The sequence below is a fragment of the Aeromonas sp. 6P genome, from assembly GCF_051919525.1.
GTDB lineage: Bacteria > Pseudomonadota > Gammaproteobacteria > Enterobacterales > Aeromonadaceae > Aeromonas > Aeromonas veronii.
In genome coordinates, this window is record NZ_JBQBEO010000002.1 from 3,852,680 (window position 1) to 3,870,372 (window position 17,693).

At 60.9% G+C, this 17,693-nt stretch carries 14 protein-coding genes and 1 pseudogene; 10 read left to right on the plus strand and 5 right to left on the minus strand.

From position 1 onward, the window contains the following. Positions 1-55: 55 nt before the first annotated feature. Both lysE and ACTG2J_RS17805 read right to left on the minus strand, forming a co-directional pair. Positions 56-664: an L-lysine exporter gene (gene lysE / locus ACTG2J_RS17800; RefSeq protein WP_201990068.1), complete on the minus strand. Its 609-nt coding sequence runs from the start codon at positions 662-664 to the stop codon at positions 56-58. Between the two features lie 206 nt (positions 665-870). Further along, positions 871-1,653: a LuxR family transcriptional regulator gene (locus ACTG2J_RS17805; protein WP_005335753.1), complete on the minus strand. Its 783-nt coding sequence runs from the start codon at positions 1,651-1,653 to the stop codon at positions 871-873. A 62-nt stretch (positions 1,654-1,715) separates the two neighbouring features. Between ACTG2J_RS17805 and ACTG2J_RS17810 the strand changes: the two genes are divergently transcribed. From ACTG2J_RS17810 to ACTG2J_RS17835, 6 genes are all read left to right on the plus strand, one after another. Then, on the plus strand, positions 1,716-2,366 hold the full coding sequence (locus ACTG2J_RS17810; protein WP_042081537.1) for an acyl-homoserine-lactone synthase: 651 nt from the start codon (positions 1,716-1,718) through the stop codon (positions 2,364-2,366). A gap of 201 nt (positions 2,367-2,567) precedes the next feature. Then, positions 2,568-3,467, plus strand: coding sequence for a LysR family transcriptional regulator ArgP (locus ACTG2J_RS17815; protein ID WP_439997735.1), 900 nt, complete (start codon positions 2,568-2,570; stop codon positions 3,465-3,467). Positions 3,468-3,566: 99 nt separating this feature from the next. Then, positions 3,567-5,603: an exoribonuclease II gene (locus ACTG2J_RS17820; RefSeq protein WP_429146848.1), complete on the plus strand. Its 2,037-nt coding sequence runs from the start codon at positions 3,567-3,569 to the stop codon at positions 5,601-5,603. Between the two features lie 254 nt (positions 5,604-5,857). Further along, positions 5,858-7,498, plus strand: a complete 1,641-nt coding sequence (locus tag ACTG2J_RS17825; protein ID WP_139733554.1) for a sensor domain-containing diguanylate cyclase — start codon at positions 5,858-5,860, stop codon at positions 7,496-7,498. 4 nt (positions 7,499-7,502) lie between these two features. Further along, a complete protein-coding gene (locus ACTG2J_RS17830) occupies positions 7,503-8,606 on the plus strand; it encodes an EAL and HDOD domain-containing protein (RefSeq protein ID WP_439997736.1) in 1,104 nt (367 codons plus the stop codon). A gap of 66 nt (positions 8,607-8,672) precedes the next feature. Next, on the plus strand, positions 8,673-9,263 hold the full coding sequence (locus ACTG2J_RS17835; RefSeq protein ID WP_439997737.1) for an HAD family hydrolase: 591 nt from the start codon (positions 8,673-8,675) through the stop codon (positions 9,261-9,263). Between the two features lie 131 nt (positions 9,264-9,394). On the opposite strand, the gene hfq is transcribed toward ACTG2J_RS17835, so the two are convergent. Continuing rightward, entirely contained in the window at positions 9,395-9,754 is a 360-nt protein-coding gene (gene hfq / locus ACTG2J_RS17840; protein ID WP_005335772.1) for an RNA chaperone Hfq, read from the minus strand. A 175-nt stretch (positions 9,755-9,929) separates the two neighbouring features. Between hfq and ACTG2J_RS17845 the strand changes: the two genes are divergently transcribed. The 3 genes from ACTG2J_RS17845 to ACTG2J_RS17855 are packed head-to-tail and all read left to right on the plus strand — an operon-like array spanning position 9,930 to position 13,409. Next, on the plus strand, positions 9,930-11,201 hold the full coding sequence (locus ACTG2J_RS17845; protein WP_431362934.1) for a PqiA/YebS family transporter subunit: 1,272 nt from the start codon (positions 9,930-9,932) through the stop codon (positions 11,199-11,201). Continuing rightward, entirely contained in the window at positions 11,194-12,843 is a 1,650-nt protein-coding gene (pqiB, locus tag ACTG2J_RS17850; protein WP_439997739.1) for an intermembrane transport protein PqiB, read from the plus strand. The genes ACTG2J_RS17845 and pqiB overlap by 8 nt, the downstream gene beginning before the upstream one ends. After that, positions 12,840-13,409: a PqiC family protein gene (locus tag ACTG2J_RS17855; protein ID WP_439997740.1), complete on the plus strand. Its 570-nt coding sequence runs from the start codon at positions 12,840-12,842 to the stop codon at positions 13,407-13,409. Before pqiB ends, ACTG2J_RS17855 begins: the two co-directional genes overlap by 4 nt. Positions 13,410-13,488: 79 nt before the next feature. Here ACTG2J_RS17855 and rlmD read toward each other — a convergent pair. Further along, a pseudogene (rlmD, locus tag ACTG2J_RS17860) lies at positions 13,489-14,842 on the minus strand (23S rRNA (uracil(1939)-C(5))-methyltransferase RlmD). 273 nt (positions 14,843-15,115) lie between these two features. On the opposite strand from rlmD, the gene ACTG2J_RS17865 reads away from it, so the two are divergent. Then, a complete protein-coding gene (locus ACTG2J_RS17865; RefSeq protein WP_439997741.1) occupies positions 15,116-16,840 on the plus strand; it encodes a proline--tRNA ligase in 1,725 nt (574 codons plus the stop codon). A 90-nt stretch (positions 16,841-16,930) separates the two neighbouring features. Here the strand turns inward: ACTG2J_RS17865 and ACTG2J_RS17870 are convergent, their stop codons facing one another. Then, positions 16,931-17,611 carry an SDR family oxidoreductase gene (locus ACTG2J_RS17870; RefSeq protein ID WP_042052437.1) on the minus strand — a complete coding sequence of 227 codons (681 nt, stop codon included), beginning with the start codon at positions 17,609-17,611 and terminating at the stop codon, positions 16,931-16,933. Positions 17,612-17,693 lie beyond the last annotated feature (82 nt).

Here is a 17,693-nt window from a genome sequence, read left to right on the forward strand (position 1 = left end):
CATATGAGTGGCATCCTTTTGCTACCGATCGTTCATTCCTGCCGCCTTAACTTCCTCAACGTCCTATGGCCAGTTGAACAGCCAGGCTCAGCATGATGATGCCAACCAGCAGGTCGATCCCCTGCTGCACCCGGCTGCGGGCCAGCCAGGGCGCCAGTGCCGCTGCACCCAGCGCCAGCGAGTAGAACCACACCAACGAGGCCAGCATGGCCCCCGCAGCAAAAGCCGGACGCAGGGACTCGCTCACCTGACTGCCAAGGGAGCCGAGCAGCATCAAAGTATCGAGATAGACGTGAGGATTGAGCAGCGTAACACCCAGCGTCATCGCCAGCACGCTTTTGGCCCCCATCTGCTGAGCAGTCTCGGCAAGCCCCTCCCCTTTGCCACGCCAGGCACTGAGCAGGGAACGGCCACCAAACCAGCCGAGAAACAGCACGCCTCCCCAGGTGAGCAGTGCCATGCCGAGGGGGCTGGTGGCCAGCACATTGGCTCCGCCAAATACGCCGATAGCAATCAGGGTGAGATCGCAGAGGCTGCAGAGCGTGGCCGTCAGCAGATGGTGATTGCGATGGATGCCCCGACTCAGCACAAAGGCATTCTGGGCGCCGATGGGGATGATCATGGCCAGACCGATGGTGAAGCCTTGCAGTGTCGTTGCGAGCATCATGGAGAGTACCGTTCGAAATGATGAATGAGCGGCACTATAGCGATGGTAGTTCCCTCTTAGAAATTCATTGATTTACTGATTGATTCATTTTGCTAATAAAAACCGGCATACCCAGCCGCTGTTCCAGCCCTTGTCAATTACCGGATCTGACAATTGTGACCCTCAGAGTGCGGCAGGGAATCTGTTGCGCCTGTGGGCTCAGCCTACTGCAGCAATCTGGGGAAGTTGGTCACCACAACTTGCTCCAGATTGGGCAGCAACAGCCCCGTACTAACCCCTTTGGCAATGGCCTGATAGCGGTTCATTGAGCCGGTTTTGCGGGTGACCTGATTGAGATGGTAATTGACCGTGCGCTCCGTGATCCCGAGGATGCAGGCGATCTCGCTAGAGGTCTTCCCTTCGCTGGCCCAGAACAGGCACTCGGTCTCGCGCTCGGTCAAGGGGTCTTTACCCGCACTATCCATCATGCTGAAACGCACCACCCGAATGGCCGCCTCGAAGATGTAATTGGACATCCAGGAGAGGATCGGCGAGGACTCCAGCAGCAGGTCGCTCGAGGCCCGCTCGGAGGTGATGAAGGAGAGAATACCGTTCTCCCCGGCAGCACCGTGCAGAGGGAAGGAGATGCCGTTACGCAACCCGAACTCGGCTGCCAACCCCATCACGTCCATGGTTCCCTCCTGCAAAAAACTGGCCCGCTCATCGAGGCGGTTCCAGTAAATGGGCAGCGTCTGCTTGCGTGCCAGCCGGATCACCGGATCGCACGCCAGCATGTTGTTTTCGGTATAGGCCTGCACCCAGGAATCGGGGCACTGGTTGAACAGCACCACCTTGGGCCTTTGCATCGACATCGGCAGGATCAGGGCGAAGCGATAGTAGTCATAGCCCATCCCGAGCGTAAAGCGACCGATCAGTTCGGCCAGACGATTGCCGTCCGTCACCGAAGTGAAATGTTCGAGGTACTCAAGCAGTTGGTCTCTGTTCATATGAAAGCCCCCTTGGCCAGACATGTGATTATAACGGCGAATAGCAAGATAGAGGGTCCATAATGTTGGTTTTTAAAGGAAAATTGAGAGAACATCCACGAAACGAGGTGGAGAATGAACTCTATCGCTTTCGAAATCGCGTCTTTTCCGACCGGCTAGGCTGGGATGTCGAGTCTCATCGGGGCCTGGAGCGTGACAGCTTCGACACGCCAGACACCCATTGGGTTCTGATCGAGGACGAACAAGGGCTGTGTGGCTGTATTCGTCTGCTCAACTGTGCCGATGCCTATATGCTGCCCACCATCTTCCCCACCGCCCTTGCCGGTGAAAGCGCGCCACGCACCCCAGATGTCTGGGAACTCACCCGTCTGGCTATCGATGCCCAGCGCGCACCGCGCATGAGCAATGGCGTCAGCGAACTCACTTGCGTCATCTTCCGCGAGGTCTATGCCTTCGCCCATGCCCACGGGATCCGGGAGCTGGTCGCCGTCGTCAGCCTGCCGGTGGAGCGCATCTTCCGCCGACTTGGCCTGCCCATCGAGCGGCTCGGTCATCGGCAGGCGGTCGATCTGGGTGCGGTAAGGGGCGTTGGCATCCGCTTCCATCTGGATGAGCGCTTCGCGCAGGCGGTCTCCCAACCTCTGCTGGGCCATTATCAAACCAGCCATTATCCACTGCAGCAACCGTCACCGGTGTTGGCAGTTCACTCATAAAAAATCCCGGGAAAACAGACCCGGGATAAAGATGTCGCTACGATCTGCGCAGGGCTACCCCATGCGGCACCAGAGAGTATCCTCCCTCAATGGCCTGACCACTACTGTCAAAAATCACAGCGCAACGCCCCTTCCACCGCCCATTGTTGTCCCCTGCCGAGTAACGTAGAGTCAGCCCTTGGGCAACGGAAGGGGGAGAAGATGAAAGAGCTGGACTACAAACTGCTGCGGGCACTGGATGCGGTACTGCAGGAGCAGAACTTCGATCGGGCGGCCAAGTCGCTCCATATCACCCAGTCGGCCATCTCCCAGCGGATCAAGCAGCTGGAGCAGCAATTTGCCGAGCCGCTGCTCATTCGCAGCCAACCGCTGCTGGCCACGCCACTCGGCCAGAAGCTGCTGGCCCATTATCGGCAGGTACATCAGCTCGAGCTCGAACTGGCGGGGGAGCTGACCCCCAACCAACCGCAGGGGCCAATCAGGATCAGTATCGCTGTGAACGCCGACAGCCTGGCCACCTGGTTTCTGCCCGCCATTGCCCCCTTGTTGAGACAGCACCCCATCGAGCTCAACCTGCTGGTCGATGACGAGAGCCGCACCCTCGACAAGGTCCGCGAGGGTCAGGCCTTTGGTGCGGTCAGCCTGCATCCCCAGCCGCTGGCGGGTTGCTGCGTCGACGAGCTCGGTGAGATGAACTATCTGCTTACCGCCAGCCCCACCTTCGTAGCTCGCCACTTCCCTCGCGGCCTGACTCGTGAGGCGCTGGCCAAGGCACCGGCGGTGGCGTTCGATCAGCGCGATGACATGCATGTGAGCTTTATGAGGGAGCACTTCGGGCTGGAGCCGGGCGGTTATCCCTGCCATACGGTCCACTCGTCAGAGGCCTTCGTCGCCATGGCCGAACAGGGGCTGGCCTACTGTCTCATTCCCGAATTGCAGATAAGAGGCCAGCTGGCTGGCGGGTCACTACTCAACCTCAGTCCCGACCACGTCCTGACGGAACGCCTCTACTGGCACCGCTGGGTACTGGAAAAAGGGGTTCACAAGCAGCTATCCCAACGCCTTATCGACCATGCCAGATCGCAGTTGAAACCACGCTGAGCAGGCCATTCACCTTGGCTTTGCAGGGCTAAAAACGTATAGTGCTGGGCGATCCTTCATCAGGTCTCCACCCAGGTTTTCACTTCAGGTTCCTCACTTATGTTCCAAGACAATCCGCTGCTGGCCCAGCTCAAGCAACAAATCCGCGAAAACATCCCGAAGAAAGAGGGTGTGATCCGCGCCTCGGACCGGGGCTTCGGCTTTCTGGAAGTCGATGAGAAGACCAGCTATTTCGTGCCGCCTCCCTACATGAAGAAGGTGATGCACGGTGACCGGGTGACCGCCCTGATCCGTACCGAAAAAGAGAAGGAAGTGGCCGAGCCGGATACCCTGCTGGAGCAGTCCGTCACCCGCTTCGTGGCCCGGGTCAAGATGTTCCGTGACCGCCTCAACGTGGTTGCCGACCATCCGCTGATCAAGGATGCCATCAAGGCCCGCGTCAAGAAGGGTCTGGACGAAAAAGAGTTCAAGGAAGGTGACTGGGTGGTGGCTACCCTCAAGCGCCATGCGCTGGTCGACGGCAACTTCTCTGCCGAGATCATCCAGAAGATCGCCGCCCAGGAAGATCACAATGTGCCCTGGTGGGTGGTGCTGGCGCGCCACAATCTGGCCCAGGTCGAGCCGGCTGATTTGCCGGAGTGGAAGGTGATCGAAGAGGAAGAACTGCCCCGTCGTGACCTGACCAAGGTGCCCTTCTTCACCATCGACGGTGCCAAGACCAAGGATATGGACGATGCGCTGGCCATCACCAAGCTGGATAACGGCTGGGAGCTGCTGGTCGCCATCGCCGACCCGACCGCCTATGTGGCCGAAGGGAGCGAGCTGGACAAAGAGGCCGCCCAGCGCGCCTTTACCGTCTACATGCCGGGCCGCAACGTGCCGATGATCCCGCGCACCCTCTCCGACGAGCTTTGCTCCCTGAAAGAGGGTGAGGAGCGCAACACTCTGTGCGCCCGTCTGCTCATCGCCGAAGATGGTCTGCTGCTGGAGGAGACCGAGTTCTTCGCCGCCCGCATCTGCTCCCACGCCCGTCTCAACTATGACGACGTCTCCGACTGGGCCGAGCATGGCAAAGAGCTGTCTATCGACGCAGGCGTACTGGCCCAGCTGCCGCTGATGAAGGCGATGACCGAAGCACGCATCGCGTGGCGCACCGAGCATGCGCTGGTATTCCCGGATCGTCCCGACTACGACTTCGAGCTGGGCGAGAATGGCGAAGTGCTGGCCATCCACGTCGAGCCGCGCCGCATCGCCAACCGCATGGTGGAAGAGTCGATGATCGCTGCCAACATCTGCGCCGGTCGCGTGCTGGGCAAGAGCGTCGGTTACGGCATCTTCAACGTTCACACCGGCTTTGACGAAGAGTCCCTCGACGGCGCCATCGACCTGCTGAAGAGTGCCGAAGCCCCGTTCGAGCGCGATGAGATCGCCAGCCTCTCCGGCTTCTGCGCCCTGCGCCGCTGGATCGACAACCTCGACACCCGCTGGCTGGACGGCAAGATCCGCCGCTTCCAGAGCTATGCGCTGATGTCCTCCGAACCGGGCGCCCATTACGGTCTGGGTCTGGATGCCTACGCCACCTGGACCTCCCCGATCCGTAAATACGGCGATATGGTCAACCATCGTCTGCTCAAAGCGGTTATCGCCGGCAAGACCCCGGGTGAGCGCCCGAGCACCGAGCTCACCGAGCATCTGACCGCCTGCCGCCGTCTGCACCGCATGGTGGAGCGCGACATCGGCGACTGGCTCTATGTCCGTTACCTGAAAGCCGCCGCTGGCACCGATCAGGTGTTCAACGCCGAGATCATCGACGTGATGCGTGCCGGCCTCAAGCTCCGTCTGCAGGAGAACGGCGCTGTGGTCTTCCTGCCTGCCCGCCATATTCTCGACAACAAGGATCGGCTGGAGTGCAACTGGGACAACGGCCGCGTCTATCTGGACAAGACCGAGGTGGTCTACGAGCTCGGCCAGATCATCGAGGTGAAGCTGACCGAAGCGGTAGAAGAGACCCGCTCTCTCATCGCCAAACCGGCGGTAGATCTGGTACCGGGTCCGGCACCGGAAGCCCCGGCGGCCGAGAGTGCGCCAACCGATAGCAGTGAAACGCCCGCTGAGGCTGCCCCCAAGGCAGAATAAGCCGCGCAGAATCATCTGATCTGCCCGAGAGCCCGCCATCGTGCGGGCTCTTTTTTACCCAACACCCCGCCTTACAAGCTGCCATATATACCGTTATGGCACACAGTTCTAGCCACGATTGGCAGAGAACACAGTGAATGTCTCCACCAGAATGGCTGAAAGCAACCGTTATGTGCGCTGCCTCTCCTTTCTGACATATTAATCAAGGAGAAATATGTCTATACTCGCTTGGGTACAATCCAAGGGATATTGGTATGCAGGAATGGGACCCGGAACACTTCACCAACTTCGCTCAGTTATGCGAAGTGAGCCTCGCCACCATCCGTGAAAAGACCGATGCCGAACGCCTCTACCTCTGGCTAAAAGCCCCCGAACCGCAGCTCTACAGCTTTCAGCTCGATCACGGGCTGACCACGCTTGATCTCGCCCATCTCGGTCAACTGACCCTGCCCCACCACCTGATCGACAAGGCGATGGAGAAGGGACAACTGGTGATCGAGCAGCTCCCACCACCGCCGGATCCCGGCGAAAATGTGGAGCCCGCCCAGCCACAGTTACGCGCCTGTTTCCCTCTCAAACGTCACATGAAACTGGAAGGGGTCATCTATCTGGAGACCCGCCGCCGCATCGATCGCCTCTCCTCCCACCAGCGTCAGGGCATCCAGCTCCTTATCCACTATCTGACTGCCGAGCTCAGCAATCACCTGCTCTCCAGCCAGGTCAATCAGGAGCGGGACCAGCGGCTCCATACCCAGACCGATCTGGTACAGAGTCAGGCACTGCAGGGCTCCTTCCTCACCATGTTGCAGGCGCTGCACATGGTCAGCGTTACCCTCTCCCGCAGTCGCAGCGAGAACGATCTGCTGCGGGATGCCGTGCTGCTGGCCCGCAAGGAGCTGCAGTTCGATCGGGTTGCCATCTTCCTGATCGAACCCGATGGCAAGACCATGCGCGGCACTTGGGGCACCAGCGAAGAAGGCGAGCTGATGGATGAACACAACTTCATCAGCCCCATTCCGGATCACCCCACGGTGCAAGAGGCGCTCAGGCGCAAGGACTACGTACTGGTGATGGAAGATACTCCCCTCTACTACGAGAAGCAGCAGGTGGGCCGTGGCTGGAACGCCATGGTATCGCTATGGGATGGCACCACCCCCATCGGCTGGATCGCCGCCGACAACCTGCTCTGGCACCGTCCGCTCAAAGCCTATCAGAGCGAGATCTTCAAACAGTACGCCGCCATCCTGTCGCAACTGCTGATCCGCCAGCGCACCCAGGAGCAGCTGGAAACCCTCAACCGCCAGCTGGAGGCCCGGGTCGCCGAGCGCACCATGCAACTGGCCGAGACCAACCGTGCGCTGGAGGAGGCCAATCACCGCCTCTCCCTGCTGTCGCTGGAAGATCCCCTCACCGGCATCGCCAACCGGCGCCAGTGGGACATCACCATGCAGCGGGAGTGGGAGTGGGCACGACGCACCCAGAACCTGCTGGCGGTATTGATGATCGACGTCGACGAGTTCAAGGCCTACAACGACCACTTCGGCCATGCCAAGGGGGATCTCTGCCTGCAACAGGTGGCCCATGTGCTGCGGGATGCAGAGCGGCGCTGCACCAATCTGGTCGCCCGTTACGGCGGGGAAGAGTTCGTCATTCTGCTCTGCGCCCCCCAACCCGGTGAGGCCGAACAGCTGGCCGGGCGGATCCACGATGGTCTTGCCCGCTTAAAAATGCCCCATCCCGCCTCGCGGGTTGCTGATTTCATTACGGTTAGCATAGGCTTTAGCTATCTGGTTCCCTCCCTGGACGGAGCATGGCAGACCCTGACCGAACAGGCTGACCAGGCGCTCTACCACGCCAAGTCACAAGGGAGGGCGCGCACTCTGGCCTATCGGTGATCCCATGCTGTTGCGTCGCTACCCCATCTTCAATCGTCGCCTGGCTCTGGTGGCCTACGGCATCGACTATCAGCTCAGCTCACCGGCCGAATGGCCTTCACTGGCGCAACATTGCCGCCTGCTGGCGCAGGGGCGTCAATATCTGGTGCCCTTCACCCACGAACAGCTCGATGAACAGCGTCCCATGCTGCTGGATCAGGACACGATCCCGCTGGTTGAAGCCTCCAATGAACGCCAGCCCAACTCGTTCCCGGTGCTGGAGCAGTGGCGCGACAGCCGGCGCAGACTGGCGGTGCATGGCGCCAACCGGGATCCACGCTGGCTCGGCGCCAGCCGCCTGCTGGTGTACTGGATGGGAGAAGAGGGGATCTGCCAGCCCACCGAGCACAAGCGGATGGCGCTGAACATCGAAACCTGGGCGGATTTTCTCCCGCTGCGGGAGGCCGGGGTCGACTTCTTTGCCGGCGGCTTTCTCGCCCGTCCCGAGCTGGTCAATCAGCGGGCCAACCAGCCCGATATGGCGCTGGTACAGCAGATCCTCCAGCTCATCTGCCACGAAGAGTTCTCCTTCGCCCAGGTAGCCCGCCTGCTGGAGCAGGATGCCTGGCTGCCCGGCCTGCTGCTCACCTACGTCAACGCCCCCGGCTTCGATCATGCCGCCCCCATCACCTCGGTACCCCGCGCCCTCTCCTATCTGGGGGAGCAGGAGATCCGCAAGTTCGTGCTGATCAACGGTCTGGCCCGGGTGAGCCAGCACATGCCGGAGGCCTGCACCCGCATGGCCATCGCCCGCGCGCGCTTCTGCGAGCTGATTGCCCTCACCGCCCTCGGTAAAGCAGAGGCGAGCTGGGCGTTTCTGGTCGGACTGGTGCTAGATGGCTCCATACTATCGGAACCGCTGATGGCCCACCTGCCCAAGAGCGTGCAGCGCGCCATCGAACTGCACGAAGGGCCGCTGTTTCACCTGTTCCAGTTGGTCAGCACCTATGAACAGGGCAACTGGGCGCTGCTGGAGCAGCTTGCCCCCAAATATCAGCTCGATCCAGCCAGGCTCACTCCCGTCTATTTTCAGGCACAAATGTGGGGGCAAGCGTTTCTCACCAGCTAGGTGATGGCGAGCCGGGGAGCCACTGGCTAGAATGGGCTCCCTTTTTTCAGAGACAGACCCCGCACCATGACCCTTTCCGGATTCCAAGGCCTGGTCTTTGACCTTGATGGCACCCTGGTCGACTCCATGCCGCTGCACCTCGCCGCCTGGGAGCACACCGCTCGTGAGTTTGGCTTTCGCTTCGATGCCGACTGGTTCTATCAACTGGGTGGCATGCCGAGCCGCAAGATCGCGCTACTGGTCGCCGAAGAGCAGCAGCTCCCCCTCGATCCGCTCGAGGTGACTCGCTGCAAGACCGCCCACTATGTGGCCAACCTGCACAAGGCGACGGTGTTCCCGGCCATGCTGGCGCTGGTCGAGCGCTATCACGGCGTCATCCCGATGGGGATCGGCACCGGCTCGCCGCGCATAAATGCCGAGGCGGTGCTGCGCAACACCGGGCTGGATCGCTACTTCTCCGTGGTGGTCACCGCAGACGATGTGGAGCTGCACAAGCCCAATCCGGACACCTTCCTGCTGGTCGCCAGCAAGCTGGGGGTCGAGCCATCAGGCTGTCTGGTGTTTGAAGATACCGGTATCGGGGTACAGGCCGGAGAGGCGGCGGGTATGCAGACCTGCATGGTCAAAGAGGGTCAACCGGTCGGCATAACAGCGTAGTGTGGAAAAAATATCGCCCTGCAAGGGGCGATAACCGGAACCGGCTCTCATACGGGACATGAATGAAAATGAGAGCGGGTTCCGTCAGCCGCTGACGCAGAGCGCGCCAACGGGGAGTGCGGGGCAGACGATTACTCGTTGTTGCCGCCGCCCTGATTGTCGTCATAACGACCCGGCGCACCGTGGGGGCGCGGCGCCATGGAGACACGCGGCTTGCGAGCACGCTGGATATTCACCTGCGGACGGCCGGTGTGCATGGCGATGGTGGAGATCTTGGCCTTGTAGACCAGCTGCTGGTTGCCATGAGCATCGGTCAGCAGCACGCTGTACTGGTCGAACCCGCTGATGGTGCCTTCCAGCTTGATGCCGCTCACCAGAAAAATAGCGACCTGACTGCGGTTCTTGCGCAACCAGTTGAGGGCAGAATCTTGCCCGTTCCCGAGGGAGAAGGCTTGCTCGATGGTGGAGTAGCTTGGGGATTCAGTTGTCATAAATTATTGTCCCGCGGAAAAAAGTGGCGTTTGATTGTGCTAAATGGGCACTGGCTTGTCAAAGTCATTCTCACTCCCGCCAGCAATAGCGGCCTCTGGGGGCTGGTCGCTGGCCGGTACAACTGCGATAATCGCCAGCTCTGGCTCCACCACGGGCCTTATCTGGGGTTTTATCTTGCATCCGGTTTCACACCAACACCACACCACCTATGTCCATGATGCCACAGCCTGCGAAGAGTGTGACCTGCTGATCCCGGCCACACCGCTCGAGGTGGGACAGGCCAGCTGCTGCCCCCGTTGCGGACACACCCTGAGTCGCCACCTGCCACAGCAGGAGCTGCGTCCCATCTCCTACGGGTTTGCTGCGCTCATCATGTTCGTGCTCGCCAATGCCTTTACCTTCATGTCCTTCTCCGCCAAAGGGGTGGGCCAGGAGATGACCTTTTTGCAGAGCATCACCACCCTGGTGGATGAGGGCTATCTGTTTCTCGGCGCGATATTGAGCCTGACCCTGATCGGCCTGCCGCTGGTTTATATGGGCTCCATCATGCTGGTGCTGTGGCGGGTCGATAAAGATCTGCACAACCACGCCTTGCGATCCCTCGGCCGTCTGCTCTGTCGGATCAAACCCTGGCTGATGGTGGATGTCTTTCTGGTGGGGGTGCTCATCTCGCTGGTCAAGCTGATGGGAATGGCCGACATCAAGATGGGGCTGTCATTCTGGGCTTTCGTCGGTTACACGGTGCTGCTCATCAAGATGATCTCCTCGCTGGATCAGATGTGGCTGTGGCAGCGGCTGTTCGGCCCTACCGAGGCGCGGGAGATCGACCCGGACGCGTGCGCGCTGGAATCCGGTCTGGTGGGCTGCCATATCTGTGGTGCCCTGAGCGAGATGGGTAGCCACAGCTGCTCCCGCTGCGGCGGCAAGCTGCATGCCCGCAAGCCGGGTGGTCTGAACCGCACCTGGGCGCTACTGTTTACCTCCGCCATCCTCTACATCCCGGCCAACCTCTACCCCATTATGGACACGGTGATGCTGGGGGATAGCACCCCATCCACCATTTTGGGCGGGGTGGTGCTGCTCTGGTCACTGGGCTCCTACCCGATTGCCGCCGTGATCTTTTTCGCCAGTGTGGTCGTTCCCCTAGTGAAGATCCTGGCACTGTTCTGGCTCTGCTATATGGTGCAGCGCGGCAATGTCACCTCCCCCCTTGGCAAGCTCAAACTCTATCGCATGACTGAATTTGTCGGGCGCTGGTCGATGATCGACGTCTTCGTGGTGGCCATTCTGGCGGGCCTGATCCGGCTCGACAACTTGATGACCATCTACCCCGGCCCTGCGGCCGTCGCCTTTGCAGGCGTGGTGCTGATCACCATGGTCGCCGCCATGAGTTTCGACTCTCGCCTTATCTGGGATTTACAACAAGGAGAACGCGAACGTGAGTGAGCGTAAAACAAGGTGGAAACCGGGCTCTGACTTTATGAGCTCGGCCGCCGCAATCTGGATGGTGCCGCTGCTGGCGCTGTTCATCGGTATCTGGATGCTGTTTCAACATTGGTACTCACAAGGTCCCAGTTTCACCCTGACCGTCGCCACCGCCGAGGGCATAGTCGCAGGCAAGACAGTGATCCGCTCTCGCGACGTGGATGTCGGCCGCATCGAAACGGTCGAGCTGAGCGCTGACTACAGCCACGCCGTGCTCAAAGGCAGGCTGACCAGTGCTGCCTCCGGCATGCTGCGCGGTGACAGCCAGTTCTGGGTGGTGAAACCCCGCGTGGGGCGCGAGGGCGTATCCGGCCTCAGTACCCTGCTCTCCGGCGCCTACATCGAGCTTGCCCCTGGCAAGAAAGGTCGGGCGCGGGATCAGTACACCATGCTCGACAAACCGCCGCTCGCCTCCCTCGATGCCAAAGGGCTGCGTCTCTCCCTCACCAGCAGCGACGCTCGTGCGCTGGGGGCTGGCTCGCCCATCAGCTATCAGGGCTTCACCATCGGCCAGGTAGAAGAGGCGAAGTTCCTGCCCGAGAAGAGCGAGATGCAGTATCAAATCTTCATCAACGCCCCTTACGACATTTTGGTGAGCAGCAACTCCCGCTTCTGGCTGACCCCGGGCTTTGAGGTCTCCATGAGCAGCGAGGGGATGAAGGTGAAGATGGACTCGCTGGAGAGCCTGCTCGATGGGGGGATCACCATGGGGCTGCCTGCCGGTTGGTCACCTGGTGAACCCGTCAAATCGAACGAGGAGTTTACCCTGTTCCAGGATGAGGCGAGCGTGCTGGCCGGTAGCCTGGATCAGTTCATCGACTACGTCTTCCTGTTCGAAGATAACGTGGCCGGTCTCCATCCCGGCGCCGCAGTACAGTACCGTGGCATCCGCGTGGGTACCGTTATCTCGGCACCCTATATGGTCGAGGAGAAGGGGGTTCGCATCTTCCAGAGCCGCCAGATCCCGGTACTGGCACGCATCGAGGTACAACGCCTCTCCCACCGCTACGCAAAAGCGGAAAAAGATCAGTGGCGGGCCCTGTTCGGCAAGCAGTTCAAGGAGGGGCTCCGTGCCAGCCTCAAGACCGCAAGCCTGCTGACCGGTGGCAAGATCATCGATCTCAACTTCTATCCTGATGTCCCCCGTTTCGAACCGACCAAGCTGGCCGGTTATCAGGTCTTCCCCACCGTGCAGGGCGGGCTGGATCAGATCGAACGCAAGGTGAACCTCATCCTCGACAAGTTTGTCGACATGGACATGGCCACCACCCTGACCAAGGTCAACGGGTCACTCACCACCCTGGATGGCACCCTGAAGAACATCAGTGCAGTCAGCGCCAACCTGAACAAGCTCACCGCCAAGGATTCTACCCAGCAGTTGCCCGCCTCCCTCAACGAGAGCCTCAAGCAGTTGCAGGAGACCCTGCAGGCCTACGATGCCCAGTCGCAGACCAATCAGGACCTGCGTCAGTCGGTGCAGACCCTCAATCAGTTGATGCGCGAACTGCAGCCGCTGGTGCACTCCCTCAACGAGCAGCCCAGCTCGCTGATCTTCGATCGCGCGCATCCATCGGACCCTGAGCCCAAGCGAGGCAAACAATGAAAAAAGAGATCCTGACGCTGGCCCTGCTGGGCCTGCTGGCGGGTTGCGGCAGCCAGCCAAGCATGCACTACTACTCGCTCGATGCCGACAACCAGCAACCCGTGACGGCCCCGGCCCAACCGCAGCACCAGCTGGTGCTGCGCCCGGTGGCGCTGGCCAGCCAGCTCGACCGGATCAGTCTGGTCTATCAGCTGGAAGGACAAGAGCTCCACTTCACCGAGTACCATCGCTGGGCCGGTGCGCTGGACGATCAGCTCAACCAGCTCACCCTCAATGGCCTCTCCACCCGCCTGCCGGGCTGGGTGGTGCGGCAGGATGGCGGCCGCAAGGGGCCGGTGCTGACCATTCTGGTGGAGCGCTTTCAGGGCCGTCATGACGGCAGCGCCGTGCTGAGCGGTCGCTGGCGCCTGTTGGCGGAAGATGGCACCGTGCTGCGCGATGCCCCCTTCCGTCAGGAGCGGGTCCTGCCGGCCGATGGCTACAACGCGCTGGTGAACGAGCTGGGCCAGGGCTGGCAACAGCTGCTCGACCAGATCGCCGCCGAGGTACGCCAGAGCGCCAGCTAATCGCCCATCCGCCGATTGCAGAGATAAAAAAACGACGCCAGCTGGCGTCGTTTTTTTATGGGCAAGAGTCGGGTGCGACTTATGCCTTGGCAGGCAGGCTCAGGCGGGCAACCGCTTCGACGTGCATGGAGTGCGGGAACATATCGACCGGTTGCACTTCGTCCAGCACGAAGCCCTGCTTGACCAGCCAGGCAAGATCGCGGGCCAGGGTCTGCGGGTTGCAGGAGACATAGACCAGACGGCGCGGCGCCATGGCCACCAGGGTCTGCAGTACGGCCTTGTCACAGCCTTTGCGCGGCGGGTCCATCACTACCACGTCAGCGGTCACACCTTGGGCGTGCAGTTCGGGCATCAGCTGCTCGGCCTTGCCGACGTGGAATTCGGTGTGCTCGATGCCGTTGAGGGCGGCGTTGCGACGGGCATCGCTGATGGCGCTCTCCACCGACTCGATCCCGACGACCTTGGCGGCCTTGCCAGCCAGAAACAGGGAGATGGTGCCGATACCGCAATAGATATCGAACACCGTCTCGTTACCGGTCAGCTCGGCATACTCGAGGGCGCTGGAGTAGAGCACATCGGTCTGGGTCGGGTTGTTCTGGAAGAAGGAGAGCGGCGAGATCTCGAACTCGAGCTCATGGATCTTGTCGCGGATCACCCCTTCGCCGAGCAGCACCCGGTTGGTCGCGCCCAGAATGCGGTTGGTGCGCTCATCGTTGATGTTCTGCACCAGGGTTGTGACCGGCAGATCGCTCAGGGCTGCCAGCAGCTCGGCTTCGAACGGCAGCTCCTCGCTCAGGGTCACCAGCACCACCATCAGCTCGCCGCTCTTGAAGCCCTTGCGGGTCATCAGGTTGCGCACGCAGCCGCTGTGGTTCACTTCGTCATAGGCAGCGATGTCATGCGCGCGCATCCAGTTGCGCACCCGGGCGTTCAGCTCCACGTGCAGCGGATCCTGCACCGCACAGTCATCGGCGGTGATGAAGATCGTGGGAGTGCTTGCGATAAAAACCAATCTCGGCACCGGCGTCACAGCCACGCACCGCATATTGCGCCTTGTTGCGATAGGCGAACGGGCTCTCCATGCCAAGGATATCCTTGACCGGGGTGTCACCCAGCCCGACCTGTTCCAGTGCGCTCTGCACCAAGGCCTGCTTGAGCTTGAGCTGGGCCGGATAGGCCAGCGGACGTACCTGACAGCCACCACACTCGGTGTTGGGGCAGAAATCGGCAACCCGATCGGCGGAGGGCTGGAGCAGCTCGGCAACCTTGCCGTGCAGATAGTTCGGCTTGACCTCGGTCAACTCCACCAGCGCCTGCTCACCGGGCAGCAGACCTTCGACAAACAGGGGGCGATCGAACAGGCGTCCTTTGCCATCTCCTTTGTCGGTCAGTTCCAGGATCTCGATCTGGTGTTGATGTCCCACTAACGGCATGAGCGGCTCCAAAAGTACTAAAAATGGGGGGTGATGAACGCGGCAGAGCCATGCCCATCGAGAAAAGGTGGCAGAGTTTAGCGGAGATCCGGCCAAATTGCAGGCATAAAAAGCCTGCTTGTTGCAATGGTCATTGCCCTGACCATCTGCCGGGCGTGGCCACCTTTCGGGTTGCGGCAAATTTAGCCCTTGGGCCGCAACGCCCAGCCTGTTAAAATTCCGCCCTTGAAATTATCCTGGGCCCCGCGCCCGTTCTAGCTAAGGTCTACCGCGATGCGTACCAGCCAATATCTGCTTTCCACTCTCAAGGAAACCCCCTCCGACGCTGAAGTTGTCAGCCACCAGCTGATGCTGCGCGCCGGGATGATCCGTAAACTGGCCTCCGGCATGTATGCCTGGTTGCCAACCGGTCTGCGGGTACTGAAGAAAATCGAGAACATTGTTCGCGAAGAGATGAACAATGCTGGTGCCGTCGAAGTCTCCATGCCGGTGGTACAACCCGCCGAGCTGTGGCAGGAGTCCGGCCGCTGGGATGACTACGGTCCCGAGCTGTGCCGTCTGACCGACCGTCACAACCGTCCCTTCGTGCTGGGCCCGACCCACGAAGAGGTGATCACTGCGTTGGTACGTTACGAAGTGAACAGCTACAAGCAGCTGCCGCTCAACCTCTACCAGATCCAGACCAAGTTCCGCGACGAAGTGCGCCCCCGTTTCGGCGTGATGCGTGGCCGCGAATTCCTGATGAAGGATGCCTACTCCTTCCACATCGACAAGGAATCTCTGGTCGATACCTACGAGAAGATGCACGCCGCCTACTGCAAGGCGTTCACCCGCATGGGCCTGAACTTCCGTCCGGTGCAGGCCGATACCGGTTCCATCGGTGGTACCGGTTCCCACGAATTCCAGGTGCTGGCCGAGAGCGGTGAAGACTTGATCGCCTTCTCCGACAGCTCCGATTACGCCGCCAACATCGAGATGGCCGAAGCGCTGGCTCCGGCTGGTGAGCGCGCTGCCGCCACCGCAGCCCTGACCAAGGTTGCCACCCCGAACGTCCACACCATCGACGAAGTGGCCGCTTTCCTGAACGTGGCACCGACCGCCATCGCCAAGACCCTGCTGGTACTGGCAGAGGAAGATGAGCACGGCAAGCAGGCCGTCATCGCGCTGGTACTGCGTGGCGACCACGAACTGAACGAAATCAAGGCAGAGAAACTGGCTGGCGTGGCCAACCCGCTCACCTTCGCCAACGACGAGCAGATTAAAGCGGCCGCCGGTTGCGATGCAGGTTCCATCGGCCCGGTCGGCTTTGCCGGTCGCATCATCGTCGATCGCAGCGCAGCCCATCTGGCGGACTTCGTCTGCGGCGCCAACGAGACCGGCTTCCACCTGACCGGTGCCAACTGGGATCGCGACATCACCACTTACGAAGTTGCCGACCTGCGCAACGTGGTAGAAGGCGACCCGAGCCCGTGCGGCCAGGGCAAGCTGCTGCTCAAGCGCGGCATCGAAGTGGGCCACATCTTCCAGCTGGGTACCAAGTACTCCGAAGCGATGAAGGCGAGCGTGCTGAACGAAGCTGGCAAATCCGTCACCATGGAGATGGGTTGCTACGGTATCGGGGTTTCCCGTCTGGTGGCCGCAGCCATCGAGCAGAACAACGACCAGTACGGCATCATCTGGCCGGACGCCATCGCCCCGTTCGAAGTGGCCATCGTGCCGATGAACATGCACAAGTCCGAACGCGTGGCCGAGCAGGCACAACAGTTCTACGCCGAGCTGAAAGCCGCTGGTGTGGACGTGCTGTTCGACGACCGTAAAGAGCGCCCGGGCGTAATGTTCGCCGACATGGAGCTGCTGGGCATCCCGCACGCCATCGTCATCGGCGATCGCGGTCTGGACAACGGCGTGGTGGAGTACAAGTGCCGCCGTACCGGCGAGAAGCAGGAAGTGGCCATCAGCGACATCATCGCCATGCTCAAGGCCAAGCTGGGCCGTTAATTCCGCCCCCTTACCTGAATAGAAAAGCGCGCCATTTGGCGCGCTTTTTGTTTCTGTGTGCTGACGACGGCAACCGGATGAAGGGTTGCCTCAGGGATTGCGACCGATAAAGAGATCGGTCACGTGGCAACTGCTTCTGGCTTCCAGCGCGTCGAGCATATAGGCCGCCGCATCTTCCGGGGTCATGAAGCCGCTCGGGTCCACATGATCTGAGTTATCCCAGAATTCGCTGCGGATCCCGCTCGGGTAGAGGTTGACCAGCCGCAGTGGCGAGCCTTTCAGCTCGGCGCGCAAGGATTCGAGAAAGCCGCGCATCCCCCATTTGGAGGCGCAGTAGAGGCTCTCGTTGGCCTTGCCCACCTGAGCGGCGGAGGAGAGCACATTGGCCAGCACTCCGCCTTTCTCACCGATAAGCCGCACCGTCTGCTGGGCCACCAGAATGGTGGAGATAAGGTTGCTCTCCACCACCCGGCGGATCTGCTCGGCGGTGTAGACACCGACCGGGCCAAACTCGCCCACCCCGGCGCAGTGGATCACCATGTCGGGCTGCCCTCCCCACTCCACCGCAGCGGCGAAGGCAACGTCGACCTCTTCATGGTGCGCCAGATCGGCCGCGATGCCGATCACCGCGCTGCCGAGCAGTTGTTCCTGCTCCTGCAGTCGCTGATAACGGCGCCCCATCATGGAGACCTGATGGCCCCGCTCAACCAGTCCGATGGTCAGCGCCCGGCCGAGACCAGAACCGGCACCTGTCACTATGATGTGGCCCATTATCGCTCCTCGCCGTCAGTTGACGGTCATATTAGAAAGTGAATTCGCCGCCCATGAACCAGCCATCGACAGAATGCGCTGA